The following is a 12432-nucleotide window of genomic DNA, read 5'->3' on the forward strand; positions in this document are numbered from 1 at the left end:
TTCTCCGACCGGTCTCTCCCCACCGGGCAGAGCAGCAAGTGGCCCCGACAACGGTCCGCCCCCAGGGAGTCGCGGACGGCGCCTTGCCGCTGTGATGCAGCGGAGTACCGCCACCAGGGCAACCGCGTGTCCGCACCCTGGTGACTCTCTGCGGTCCCGTGGCGCGGCAGGTGTGACCGACACCGACCGATCCGGCGAGCGCCACGGATCAGAGGGTGGGCTGGTCCGGCCGCGTCCTGTCCCCGCCCCTCGGATCTTTCGCTGGAACCTCCGCGAACGGCCCGGACGAGCGTCCCGTGGCGACCCGCATCGGCGAGGCCAGTGGCCACAGGGGCTGCTGGGGCGGTGGAGGAGGGTGCGGCGGCAGCGACAACAGCGATGACCTGCACGGTAAGAAGACGGAGCGGTTGTCGAATGCTCACCTTGAGGGCGAGGGACAGCCCGTAAAGTTGAGGGCATGGATCTTCACACCGCGACGATGTGGGAGACAGCCGAACTCGTGGGGGGACCTGCTGATGGTCTTCGTATGCGGGTTCCCGACCAGCCGCCGGTCCTTCAGGTGACGCGTCCTTGCCGCGTCGAAACCCCGGACGGCGGCGACGATTTCATGGTGGCCGCGTTGTACGTGTACCGCCGCGACCCCTATGCGCAGGACGAACCCGTGGCGTACGGGTTCGACGGCGCCAGTCCCTGATCCGCGCGGCCGCCGGCCCCCCGCCTCCGTGACCACCGTGTGCGGAAGCGAGGGGAGGGGCGCGAGCGGTCAGATGCCGGCGGTCGGCGGCTCCGTCATCGTGGCGGCCGCCGGCGTCGTCGGGGTGGGCTCAGCGGCGGGAAGGTGGTCGTTCTTCATCGCCTGCGCCTCGCTCTTCAGGATGCGCGCCGACTTTCCCAGCGCCCGGGCCGCCTCGGGAAGCTTCTTCGATCCGAAGAGCGCGATGAAAACGACCGCCAGGATCAGCAGGTGCCAGGGTTCCAGTCCGTTGCGGAGCATGCCGTGCCCGCCCTCCTCATGTCGGCCGTGGGCGCGCGCACGCCGCCCGCCCGGCCCAAGTGGTTGGTAGTTGAACGCAACGGTACAACCAGGGCGTGGGGAGTGGTGGGCCGTCGCCCGGTACGTTCACGAAGGTGCCTGCGCCCGTGTGGCCAACTCCTCCCTGGCCGCGTCCAGTCGGGCGAGGACCCGCTCGCGCCCGAGGAGTTCCATGGACTCGAAGAGCGGCAATCCGACCGTACGGCCGGTGAGCGCGACCCGGATGGGTGCCTGGGCCTTGCCCAGCTTCAGCCCGTGCCGCTCGCCGACCGTGACCAGTGCCGCCTTCAGTTCGTCCGCCTGCCAGATGGTGGTGGTCAGCGCCGTGCGCGCGTCCCGCAGGAGGGCGTCGGCACCGGGCTTCATCGCCTTGTTCCAGGAGCCTGCCTCCCGGACCGGCTCCGTCAGGAAGAGGAAGTCGACGCAGGCCGTGATCTCGGAGAGGACCGTCAGACGGGTCTGGGCGAGAGGAGCCGCCGCCTCGAAGACAGCAGTGTCGAACTCCTCCGGGGCCCAGGGGGCGTGCGGGGCGATGAGCCAGGGTGCGCAGGCCGCGGCGAACTGCTCCGGCGCGAGCGCACGGATGTACTCGCCGTTGAAGGCGGTCAGCTTCTTCACGTCGAAGAATGCCGGTGAGGTGTTGACGTCCTCGAGGCGGAAGAGCTGCTCCATCTCCTCGTAGGGAAGGATCTCCCGGTCACCGCCCGGGCCCCAGCCGAGCAGCATGAGGTAGTTGACCATCGCCTCGGGGAGGAACCCGTCGGCGAGGTAGTCCTCCAGCCCCACCTTGTCCCGGCGCTTGGAGAGCTTCTGGCGCTTCTCGTTGACGATCACCGGGAGGTGTGCCCAGCGGGGCGGTTCGGCGCCGAGCGCCTCCCAGAGCAGCTGCTGCTTGGGGGTGTTGGAGAGGTGTTCCTCGCCTCGGACCACCAGAGTGATCCCCTCGTCGAGGTCGTCCACGACGTTGGCGATCAAGAAGACCGGGGAGCCGTCGCCCCGTGCGATCACGAAGTCCTCGATGGCGCTGTTCGGGAACGCGGGTGTACCGCGCACCAGGTCGGTCACCACCGTCTCGCCCTCGTCGGGGGTACGGAACCGGAGCGCCCGCCCTTCGTCGGCGGTGAGGGCGCGTTCCCGGCAGTGTCCGTCGTAGCCGAGGTGCTCCGAACCCGTTCGCTCTCTGAGCTGCTGGCGCGTGCAGTCGCAGTAGTACGCGCGGTCGGCGTCGTACAGACGCAGCCCCGCCTCCATGTGACGGGCGGCGTTGTGCGACTGGAAGTAGGGCCCCTCGAAGGCGGGGTCGTCCTCGTGGATGCCGATGGCCGCCAGGGCGTTGATGATGCCGTCGGTCCACTCGGGCCTGTTACGGGCGGTGTCGGTGTCCTCGACGCGCAGGACGAAGGTGCCGCCCGCCTGCCGGGCGACGGCCCAGTTGTAGAGGGCGGAGCGCGCGCCCCCGACGTGGAACATGCCGGTGGGGGACGGGGCGAAACGGACACGGACCGGTGCATCAGACATACCGCCCACCCTAGCGACGGCCGGTGGTCGCCGACCGCCGTCCGTCCACAGAGCTACTCATCAAGATGATCAACGGATATCCTGATCGGCACAGTTGTGAGGGCGGGAGCGAAAGGGCGGAACCATGGGTGGGCCCGTACTCGGCCGGAGACCCCGCTGAGTGCCACCGGGAACCACTTCGCGGGCGGCGCTCCCGGGACACCCGATGCCCACAAGAGCGAGGCCGCGCCGCTCACGCTGCTCGGGCTCGACCCGCTGGAGGACGCCGTGTACCGGCTCCTCGTCGACCGCCCCGACAGCGAGCCCGGGACACTGGCCGGGGAATTGGCGACACCCCTCGCGGCCGTCCGTGACGCCCTGGATTCCCTGGTGGTCCGCGGGCTCGCGAGCTGCGCCTCCTCCGCTGCATCCGTCAAGGGAGTGAGCGCTCCTGCCTCGTCCGACAGCGGTGGACCGCGCTACCGGGCGGCTTCGCCCGCCCTCGCCCTGGGACCGCTGCTGGAAGCCCGCCGCTCCTCCCTGCACCAGGTCGAGTCGCTGATGGCCACTCTCGCCGAGCGGCACCGTTCGGCCCAGGCCCACGCGTCGGGGGCCCCGGTCGAGGTGCTCTCGGGGGTCGTGGCCATCCGCCGGAGACTGCTGTCGATGCAGGAACGGGCCACCACCGAGGTGTGCAGCCTGATGCCGCTCCGGAGGCAGCGGTTCTCGGTGATCAGTTTCGAGGACAACCACGACGAGATCGAGGACGAGCTCATCCGGCGCGGAGTGGCCCTGCGGGCCGTCATCGAACGCGACTGGCTGGAGGATCCGCGGACCTCCGCCGCCATGTCCGCCTACGTCGCGCAGGGGCAGCAGATATCCGTGGTCGACACCTTGCCGATCAAGCTGATCGTCGTCGACCGGGAGATCGCGCTGCTCCCGCTCGATCCGGAGCGCGACGACACGGAACCCGTCGCACTGGTCGTCCACCGTACCGGGCTTCTGGTCGCCCTCAGTTCGCTCTTCGAGGCGCAGTTCGCACGAGGCAGACTTCTCGGTCCCTCCGACGCGCCCGCGGACGGTGCGGACGGCACCGGGCCCGCGCAGGAGGACCGCAGGATCCTCGCACTCCTGCACCTCGGTATGACGGACTCGGCGATCGCCCGCCACCTGGGCGTGGGCCACCGAACGGTCCAGCGTCGCCTCCAGAAACTCATGGCACAGGTGGGCGCGTCCACGCGCTTCCAACTCGGCTGGCACGCGGCGCGCAACGACTGGATCGACGGGCCGACCACACCGCCGCCCGAGCACCCGCAGGAGCACGGCGGGTCCTGAGTCGCTGTTCGGCCCTTCACGTCCGTGCCGGCAGCGCCGTGTGCGGACGAACCCTCGCCCGCGCGACGTCAGGACAGCGTGACGCCGCCCTTGGACTCGGATCCGCCGAAGCGCTCGCAGTACCTCCTCGCATCCTCGTCGTGACCTCGCCGAAGAGGAGAGGAGACACCTCGAAGGGTGTTGCGGCCCGCAGGAGGTCCAGCGCCCGGGCCCGGTCCGAGGCGATCCGGATCAGGTCGGCCCGTCCGCCCTGCCGCCTTCCGCAGGAGTGGACGCAAACCCGACAGGTGCGCTCCGTCCTAGGGGCGCAGCCGCGCGGCGTCGGCGCCGAGACGCGCCCTCTCGCGGGGTTCCCTCCGGTGCGGCGCTCCGTACGGCTGCACCCCCGCACGTCCACGGGGACGGCGGAGCGGCGAGCGTTACGGCGACGGAGAGTGATCCACGGGGGCGCTCGCGCGGGACGGTCCCGGCCGTCGACGCCGAAACGGTGTGTCACGAGAGCGTCAGCGTGGGCAGGATGCGCCCCACCCCTTCGAGGGGTTTTTGGCGGAGCGTCAGCACTTCTCGGCCCGCCCTGAACGCCTTGGGGCAGCCGACGAAGACCGTTCTTCCCCGCAGCGCACGCGCCCGCACTGCGCCCCCAAGTGACCCGATTTTCACCGGTGTTCAGCGTTTATCTACGCGCGGAGCTATGGCTACCGAACGATCATTCGGGCATATCAGACTACTTCTCGCACAGCCATTACCGGCCGGTACTCCGAGCTGCTAAAAACTGGATCGCTCCACGAACCGCCCTCGCACCCCCCACCTTCCGAAGGGCCACCGGCCATGTCAGTGCGTAGATTCTGGGCATCCCTCTCCACCCTGGCCATCGCGGCCGTCGCCGCGCTGGGAGTCGCTCAGCCGGCCTCCGCCGCCACGGGCGGTTACGTCGCTCTCGGCGACTCCTACTCCTCCGGCGTCGGCGCCGGCAGCTACATCGCGGACAGCGGCGACTGCCACCGCTCGACCAAGGCGTATCCGTACCTCTGGGCCGCCGCCAACTCCCCCTCCTCCTTCGCCTTCGTCGCCTGTTCGGGTGCGACGACATCGACTGTCGCCGGCAGCCAGTTGAGCGCGCTCAGCTCCTCGACCGCTCTGGTCAGCATCTCGGCGGGCGGCAATGACGTCGGCTTCGCCGACGTCATGCAGACCTGCGTGCTGTCGGGCGAGGCCACCTGCGTCAGCAGTGTGAACGCGGCGGTCACGAAGGCGCAGACCGTCCTCCCGAGCCGTCTCGACTCCCTCTACGGCTCCATCCACGCGAAGTCCCCTTCGGCCCACGTGGTGGTCCTGGGTTACCCGCACTTCTACAAGCTGTCCGGCAGCTGCATCCTGGGTCTCAGTGAGAACTCCCGGAAGGCGATCAACAACGGGGCGGACGCCCTGAACGCCGTCATCGCCAAGCGCGCGGCCAACGCCGGGTTCACCTACTCGAGCGTGGTGGACGAGTTCACCGGCCATGAGCTCTGCTCGGGCGACGCCTGGCTCAACAGCGTCTCGCTGCCGGTCTACAACTCCTACCACCCCAAGGCCGCCGGCCAGTCCGGCGGCTACCTGCCCGCCTTCCGCTCGGCGCTGTAGGTCCCGCGCCTCCGGCTGCCCGCACACCGCCACCCCCCACACGCACAGGGCTCCCCGGCCGCACGCCGGCTCGGGAGCCCTGTGCCATGACAGCCCGGCCGCTGCGCGCGTGACCGGGGTCCGCGGACGGGGGACACAGCCGTCACGCGAGGCCGGAGCGCAGGAACCTCACGAGCGGCGGTCACGCGCGAGGTGCGCGTGTCCGGGGCGCGAGCGTTCGCCTCCGGGTCAGACGCGCTCGGAGAGATGGGCGCGGCCCGCCGGCGGCTGGTACGGCTCCGGCCAGAAGTCGGTGACGGCGGTGATGCGGCCCCTGGCGTCGAACGAGAAGAAGTGGATGCCGTCCAACTCGGTGCCCCCGACGGTGAACAGCGTGCGCGCGGCCGCCTGTCCACCGAGGCCGTCCGGGCCCGCGCCGGCCGGAGACTCGGGCAGGTCGGCCACGATCCGGTCGATCCGCACGTGCCAGTCGCCCGGGTACTCACGGTTGAACCGCACGCACCGCTCCTTGCCCCGGATCACCTCGCGGGTCTGCGGCACCTCGAACACGACGTCGTCGTCGAGAGTGGCCGCGAACGCCTCCCAGTCACGGGCGTCCGCAGCGGTCCAGTACGTCTCCACGGTCTTGCGCAGAACAGCGGTCGAGACCGTGCCCGCGCTCATCTCTGCAGTCATGGAACGAGTCTGGACCCCACCACTGACAATCGCGCCGACCTGCGAAAACGGCCAACTGCTGCCCCTCGTCGGGCCCGTCGCCCCGGCGTGCGACCACGCGGCGCGGACGACACACCACCTCCTCGCGGGCGCGGTCGGGCGCGTTCCGGCGCGAGGGGCGGAGGAAACTCGAACAGGACGAGTTCTCCGATCGTTTCGCAGGGAGAGAAGGACCGTGCGCCGCGTCCCCGGTACGAGGTTTGATGGGGGCATGAGCGACACACAGAACGCCCCGACCCCGCCCGACTGGGAGCAGCGGTTCCGCGCACCCCGGGTCTCCCTGCCCGACTGGGCGGAGGACGCCCCGGAGCGTGGCCTGTTCGTGTCGAACGCGACGGGGACGTACGAGCTGTACGCGTGGGACCGGACGACCGGTGAGCAGCGCCAGGTGACCGACCGGCCGAACGGCACGACGGACGGGGCACTGACCCCGGACGGCACCGGCATCTGGTGGTTCAGCGACACGGACGGCGACGAGTTCGGCGTCTGGATGCGGCAGCCCTTCGGTGGCGGGGAGGACGTGCCGGCGGCGCCGGGGCTGGCGGCGTCGTATCCGGCAGGGCTCGCGATCGGCCGGGACGGCACGGCCGTCGTCGGCCGGTCCACCGACGAGGACGGGACGACGATCCACCTGGTACGCCCGGACGGCGCGGGGGACGTGGAGATCTACCGGCACCGGGAGTCGGCCGGGGTGGGAGACCTTTCGCACGACGGCACCCTGATCGCCCTGGAGCACACCGAACACGGCGACGCCATGCACTCGGCGCTGCGGGTGGTGCGTCCGGACGGCACCACGGTGGCCGAGCTCGACGACACCGAGGGCGGCACGAAGGAACTGGGTCTGGCGGTCATGGGGTTCTCACCCGTCGCCGGTGACACCCGGCTACTGGTCGGGCATCAACGCCGGGGCCGTTGGGAGCCGATGGTCTGGGATCCGGTCGCGGGCACGGAGACGGAGCTGGCGATCGACCTGCCGGGCGACGTGAGCGCCGAGTGGTATCCGGACGGCTCCGCGATCCTGATCGAGCACGGCTTCGAGGCCCGCAGTGAGCTGTGGCGCCATGAACCGGGCCGGCCGGAGCCGGTGCGGGTGGAGACGCCTCCCGGTTCGGTGTCGGGCGCCACCGCCCGCCCGGACGGGACGGTGGAGTACCTGTGGTCCTCGGCCGCCCATCCGCCGGTCGTACGGTCCACCACGGGCGCGGTGGTCCTCGACCCGCCGGGCCCCAAGGCCCCCGCCTCGGTTCCGGTACGGGACGCGTGGGTGGACGGGCCGGGCGGTCGCGTCCACGCCCTGGTGCAGACCCCGGCCTCGGGCGAGGGCCCGTTCCCCACCGTCTTCGAGATCCACGGCGGGCCGACCTGGCACGACAGCGACGCGTTCGCCTCCGGCCCGGCAGCTTGGGTGGACCACGGCTTCGCGGTCGTGCGGGTGAACTACCGCGGTTCGACCGGGTACGGCCGGGCCTGGACCGACGCGCTGAAGCACCGGGTCGGGCTGATCGAGCTGGAGGACATCGCGGCGGTCCGGGAGTGGGCGGTCGCCTCGGGCCTCGCCGACCCGGAGCGGCTGGTGCTGGCCGGTGGGTCCTGGGGTGGCTATCTGACCCTGCTGGGCCTCGGTACCGAGCCGGACGCCTGGGCCCTCGGCCTGGCCGCCGTGCCGGTCGCGGACTACGTCACGGCGTACCACGACGAGATGGAGGCGCTGAAGGCGATGGACCGCACCCTTCTCGGCGGCACTCCTGAGGAGGTCCCGGAGCGGTTCGAGGCGTCCTCGCCGCTGACCTACGTCGACGCGGTGCGCGCCCCGGTCTACATCTCGGCGGGCGTCAACGATCCTCGCTGCCCCATCCGCCAGGTGGAGAACTACGTGGACCGGCTGAAGGCCCGGGACGCGGTGCACGAGGTCTACCGCTACGACGCCGGCCACGGCTCGCTGGTGGTGGAGGAGCGGATCAAGCAGGTCCGGCTGGAGCTGGAGTTCGCGCTGCGCCACCTCCCGGCGGCGCGAAAGCCGGCAGCGGACACGTCGGGAGGCCCGGAGGCAGACGCCTGAGTCGTACGGTCCGGCCTCCGCGCGCGGCCGGCGACGGATCGGAAGCCGAGTCGCGGCGGAGCCGGACCAGGGCCGGACCAGGGCCGGACCGGGGCCGTCGGCGGCGAGGCGGAGGCGGTGCGGGGTCGGCCGCGGTGCGGACCGGCGGCGGTGCGGACCGGCGGCGGGGGCAGGGCGGACCGGCGGCTGACGTGAGAGCCGCATGAACGGGTGCCCCTCCTCCGGGCCGGTGGGGCGGAGACCGTACGGTATTGGGGTGTACCGGTTCCTGCTGACCCCGCGATGGTGGGGGATCAACGTCTTCGTCGTGCTGGCCATCCCGTTCTGCGTGTTCATGGGCACCTGGCAGCTCGGCCGTTTCGAGGACCGCGTGCAGACGCACGAACAGGCCGAGAAGCAGCCGGAACCCGGTACCCGTGCGGCGAAGCCGCTGGACTCGCTGTTGCCGGTGGACACGGTCACCTCCGGCCGTCCCGCCACGGCGACGGGGACCTTCGCGGACCAGTTCCTCGTACCGGGGCGCGAGCTGGACGACCGCACCGGCTTCTACGTCCTGGACATGCTGCGTACGGACGGCGGCAAGGCGCTGCCCGTCGTACGCGGCTGGATGCCCGGCGACACCGGGCGGGCGCGGGCGAACGGCACGGTTCCTCCGGCGCCCACCGGCAGGGTCACGGTCACCGGCGATCTCCAGGCTTCGGAGAGCGCCACCAGTGACGGCGTGAACAGCGCGGGCGGCCTGCCCGGGGGCGAGCTCGGCATCATCAGCGCGGCGTCGTTGGTGAACCTCGTGCCGTACGACGTCTACGACGCCTGGGTGACGCTCCCCGCGAGCGGCATCGGCGGGGCCGACGACTACGGCAACGGCATGCGAGCGGTGCCGGCCGCCGCCGCGCAGGGCAGTGGGCTGGACCTGAAGGCCTTCCAGAACCTCGGCTACACCGGGGAGTGGTTCGTCTTCGCCGGGTTCGTGCTCTTCATGTGGGTCCGACTGCTGCGGCGCGAGGCGGAGACGGCCCGGGACATCGCCCTGGGCCTCGTCCCCGACCCGGCCGCCTCGACCGATGCCGACACAGCCGCCCCTAACCCGGTCCCCGCAGCCGCAGCCGCAGCCGGAGGGACGACGGCCGACGCTGCCGTGGCTGCCGAAGCGGGTGAGCCCGCGGGCGCCTCTGCCGGAACGTCCGCCCGCAACGAGTGAGACCGGCGGCGACCAGGACCGGCGCCGAGCCGGTCCGGGGCGCTGACCGGCGGCAGGTGGGACCGGCGTGCACCCGCTGCCCGTGAGGCCGGTGCGCGGACCCCGCGGCGGGCGGCGCCGCGTGCGGGCTACGACGCCGCGAGGATGCCGGTGCGGTAGATCGTGCCGGCACAGGCGTGGGTGATCGTGGTCTCCGCGGTCGGCCCGCCCGCTTCCGGGACGTGCGTCACTGCGACGCTCCCCTCGGACGTGACGGTGTCCTCCGTGAGGAACTGCGTCTCCACGCTCGCCGCCTGGTCCTCCCCCTCGACCGTCCCGGTCGGCACCTCGGTCGGAGTCGGTGCGGGGGTCGTGGCGGTGGGGCAGGTCTCCGTCGGCACCCAGGCGAACTGCACCTCGTACGACATCTGGGGCTCCAGCACCACGGCGGTCGCCTCACTCGAGGGGTCGGGGAGGCCGACGGCCGGATCGCCCGCCACGTGCTGCACGACCACGATCTTCGTCGCGTCGGCAGCGCCCGTCGTCGTGAAGCCCACGGTGCCGCCGGTGCTGACCGAGCAGTTGGTGGCGGAGGTGTTGGCGATCCGGAAGGTCCCGTACACCGTGCCGTTCGTGTCGGCCGTTCCGGTGAAGGCGGAGGCGACCCCGAGCTGGTCGGCCGCGCACGTGGGCAGAGCGGCGATCGAGGCGAGCTCCTCCTGGCCCACGGCCCCCGGGCCGGCGCTGTCGGGGTCGGCCGTTTCGTCGGCCTCGGAAGGAGTGACGCTGGGATCGGGCTTTCCGTCGTGCCGGTCGTCCGTCCCCGGCGCGGGCTGCCCCTCGCTCTGCTTCTCCCCCTCGGCCGCACCGGACGCGTCTCCCTGCTGGCTCTGGGAGTTCTGTCCGTGCGCGGCGAGGGAGGGAGCGGTGGCGGCGGTGCTGTCGGAGTTCGCCACGTGGACGAAGGCGGGTACGGCGGTACCGATCAGCAGGGCCGCCGCGGCCGCGCCGACGACGGCCTGACGGCGGCGTGCCCGTCGGGCGGGTACGGCCCGGTGCAGATGCTGCAGCGCGTCCTCGGTGGGTTCGAGGTCCTGGACGGCACCCCGCAACAGGCGTCGCAACGCCTGCTCGTCGTCGGTGTCGCCACCGTCACCCAGACCGCTGCCGCCCAGGCTGCTGCCGCCGACATCACTGCCGTCCGCGTTGCTGCCGCTCAGGCCGCTGCGGCCCGGTCCTCCGCCCCGCACGAACAGCTCGCGGAGGCCGCCGTCGCTGAGGGCGCCGTCACGGAGTGCGCCGTCGGGGAAGTTGCCGAGGCGGACGGCGTCGCTGTCCGGGCCGGCCGCCGCGTCGCGTACGGCGAAGAGCCGGGTCAGGGTGCCCGCGTCGGTCGCCCTGCCGCGGGGGCTGGGTGCCTTCTCCCGAGCCCGGGACCCGTCCTCCGGCGAGAGGGACGCCTTGGCGTGCTGGTCGGACGGTCCGCCGTCGGGCCCGTCGGAAGGGCTGCCGCCCTTCACTTCACTGCCGGAGGCGATGAGGCTGTCGGGCGCCGATCCGCTGGTGCTGCCGAAGGCGGAAGCGGCGTGCCCGTCGGCGTCGGAGGCGGAGTGCGCGCCGGAAGCCGCGGAGTGCGCGCCGGAAGCCGCGGAGTGCGCGCCGGAAGCCGCGGAGTGCGCGCCGGAAGCCGGGGAAGCGTCGGCACCACCGGCGGCACCACCGGAAGGGCGGACCGCGTCACCATCGGCCGTTTCGTCGCCGGACGCATCACGCCCACCGGCCACGTCACTGCCGGCCGCGGCGTGGTCGGCCCCGGCCCGGGCCGCCGCGTCACCGTCGGCCGTGTCGTCGTACCGGCCGGACGGTGTGCGTACCGGAGGGCCGTGTTCCTCGTCGGCTCCGCGCGTGCGCCCGGTTGGGTCGGCCGCCTCTGTGTCGCCGGCCGCCTCTGTGTCTCCGGCTGCCTCCGTGTCAACGGCCGCCTCTGTGTCTCCGACCGCCTCGACACGTGCGGCCGGGCGCTCGGGGTCGGTCTCGGCGTTCGGCTCCTGGTTCGCGTTCGGCTCCTGGCTCGTGTTCGGCCCGTGGTTCACAGTTCCGTTTCCCGTCCGGTCCGGCTCGTGACTGAAGGGGCGCCCGCTCATGCCTGCGCCTCCATCACGAGACGCAGGGCCGCGATCCCGCGCGAACCGTACGCCTTGACCGAACCCAGCGAGATACCCAGGGTGTCGGCGACCTGCGCTTCGGTCATGTCCGCGAAGTAGCGCAGCACCAGCACTTCGCGTTGGCGTCGCTGGAGGCCCTTCATCGCCTTGATCAGCGCGTCCCGTTCCAGCTGGTCGTACGCCCCCTCCTCCGCGCTGGCCATGTCCGGCATGGGCTTGGAGAGCAGCTTCAGCCCGAGGATGCGGCGGCGGAGAGCGGAACGGGAGAGGTTGACGACCGTCTGCCGGAGGTAGGCGAGGGTCTTCTCCGGTTCGCGCACCCGGCTACGGGCCGAGTGCACCCGGATGAACGCCTCCTGGACGACGTCCTCGCAGGAGGCGGTGTCGTCCAGCAGCAGCGCGGCGAGGCCGAGCAGCGAGCGATAGTGGGCGCGGTAGGTCTCGGTCAGGTGGTCGACCGTCGTTCCCGCAGCCACCGCCACCTCAGCACCCTCGCGCTGGGAGGAGAGCCGCACGGGGCTCGTCGTGCTCGCGGAGGTCAGCGGGGCGATCACCGGCATCCCGCCGGTCGCGCGGGACGTGCGCCGCGCGAGCGCGGGCACGCCGGACACAGCCCGCAACGGGCGCACCACCGGGATATCGAGAACCTCTGCCACGCCAGTTGGACACGCTGCCCCCCGTCAGGGTTGTACGCGTGCGGCAGCGCGTTCAGCTCTCTGCGACTTGCCCTCATACGCACCCGCTCTTCCCCAATTGCCCTATTGGTGCGCCCGTCGCGCAAGAAGTGACGGCAAAGACGCCGCACAGCCGACTCACGGTTGCACCG

10 protein-coding genes are annotated in these 12432 nt (G+C 71.9%); 5 read left to right on the forward strand and 5 right to left on the reverse strand.

Annotation, left to right across the window (positions count from 1 at the left end; translation table 11 throughout):
* Positions 1-457: 457 nt before the first annotated feature.
* Positions 458-694 (forward strand): hypothetical protein, encoded by a 237-nt coding sequence (locus PZB77_RS13925; RefSeq protein WP_275492913.1) that lies wholly within the window; start codon positions 458-460, stop codon positions 692-694.
* A 69-nt stretch (positions 695-763) separates the two neighbouring features.
* On the opposite strand, the gene tatA is transcribed toward PZB77_RS13925, so the two are convergent.
* A complete protein-coding gene (gene tatA / locus PZB77_RS13930) occupies positions 764-994 on the reverse strand; it encodes a Sec-independent protein translocase subunit TatA (protein WP_275492914.1) in 231 nt (76 codons plus the stop codon).
* A gap of 126 nt (positions 995-1120) precedes the next feature.
* A complete protein-coding gene (gene gltX / locus PZB77_RS13935; RefSeq protein ID WP_275496061.1) occupies positions 1121-2503 on the reverse strand; it encodes a glutamate--tRNA ligase in 1383 nt (460 codons plus the stop codon).
* A gap of 144 nt (positions 2504-2647) precedes the next feature.
* On the opposite strand from gltX, the gene PZB77_RS13940 reads away from it, so the two are divergent.
* Both PZB77_RS13940 and PZB77_RS13945 read left to right on the forward strand, forming a co-directional pair.
* The gene (locus PZB77_RS13940) at positions 2648-3865 is read left to right on the forward strand and encodes a helix-turn-helix transcriptional regulator (protein ID WP_275492915.1); all 1218 of its coding nucleotides are present in this window, start codon (positions 2648-2650) and stop codon (positions 3863-3865) included.
* An 828-nt stretch (positions 3866-4693) separates the two neighbouring features.
* Positions 4694-5488, forward strand: a complete 795-nt coding sequence (locus PZB77_RS13945) for an SGNH/GDSL hydrolase family protein (RefSeq protein WP_275492916.1) — start codon at positions 4694-4696, stop codon at positions 5486-5488.
* A gap of 228 nt (positions 5489-5716) precedes the next feature.
* On the opposite strand, the gene PZB77_RS13950 is transcribed toward PZB77_RS13945, so the two are convergent.
* Positions 5717-6163: a nuclear transport factor 2 family protein gene (locus tag PZB77_RS13950; RefSeq protein WP_275492917.1), complete on the reverse strand. Its 447-nt coding sequence runs from the start codon at positions 6161-6163 to the stop codon at positions 5717-5719.
* Between the two features lie 250 nt (positions 6164-6413).
* Between PZB77_RS13950 and PZB77_RS13955 the strand changes: the two genes are divergently transcribed.
* Together PZB77_RS13955 and PZB77_RS13960 are read left to right on the forward strand one after the other, a co-directional pair.
* Positions 6414-8261 (forward strand): prolyl oligopeptidase family serine peptidase, encoded by a 1848-nt coding sequence (locus PZB77_RS13955; protein WP_275492918.1) that lies wholly within the window; start codon positions 6414-6416, stop codon positions 8259-8261.
* A gap of 256 nt (positions 8262-8517) precedes the next feature.
* Positions 8518-9462 (forward strand): SURF1 family protein, encoded by a 945-nt coding sequence (locus PZB77_RS13960; RefSeq protein ID WP_275492919.1) that lies wholly within the window; start codon positions 8518-8520, stop codon positions 9460-9462.
* Positions 9463-9590: 128 nt separating this feature from the next.
* On the opposite strand, the gene PZB77_RS13965 is transcribed toward PZB77_RS13960, so the two are convergent.
* On the reverse strand, positions 9591-11534 hold the full coding sequence (locus tag PZB77_RS13965; protein WP_275492920.1) for a hypothetical protein: 1944 nt from the start codon (positions 11532-11534) through the stop codon (positions 9591-9593).
* A gap of 47 nt (positions 11535-11581) precedes the next feature.
* Positions 11582-12166, reverse strand: a complete 585-nt coding sequence (locus tag PZB77_RS13970) for a SigE family RNA polymerase sigma factor (protein ID WP_327270617.1) — start codon at positions 12164-12166, stop codon at positions 11582-11584.
* Positions 12167-12432: the final 266 nt, after the last annotated feature.

The organism is Streptomyces sp. AM 2-1-1 (assembly GCF_029167645.1).
Lineage (GTDB): Bacteria > Actinomycetota > Actinomycetes > Streptomycetales > Streptomycetaceae > Streptomyces.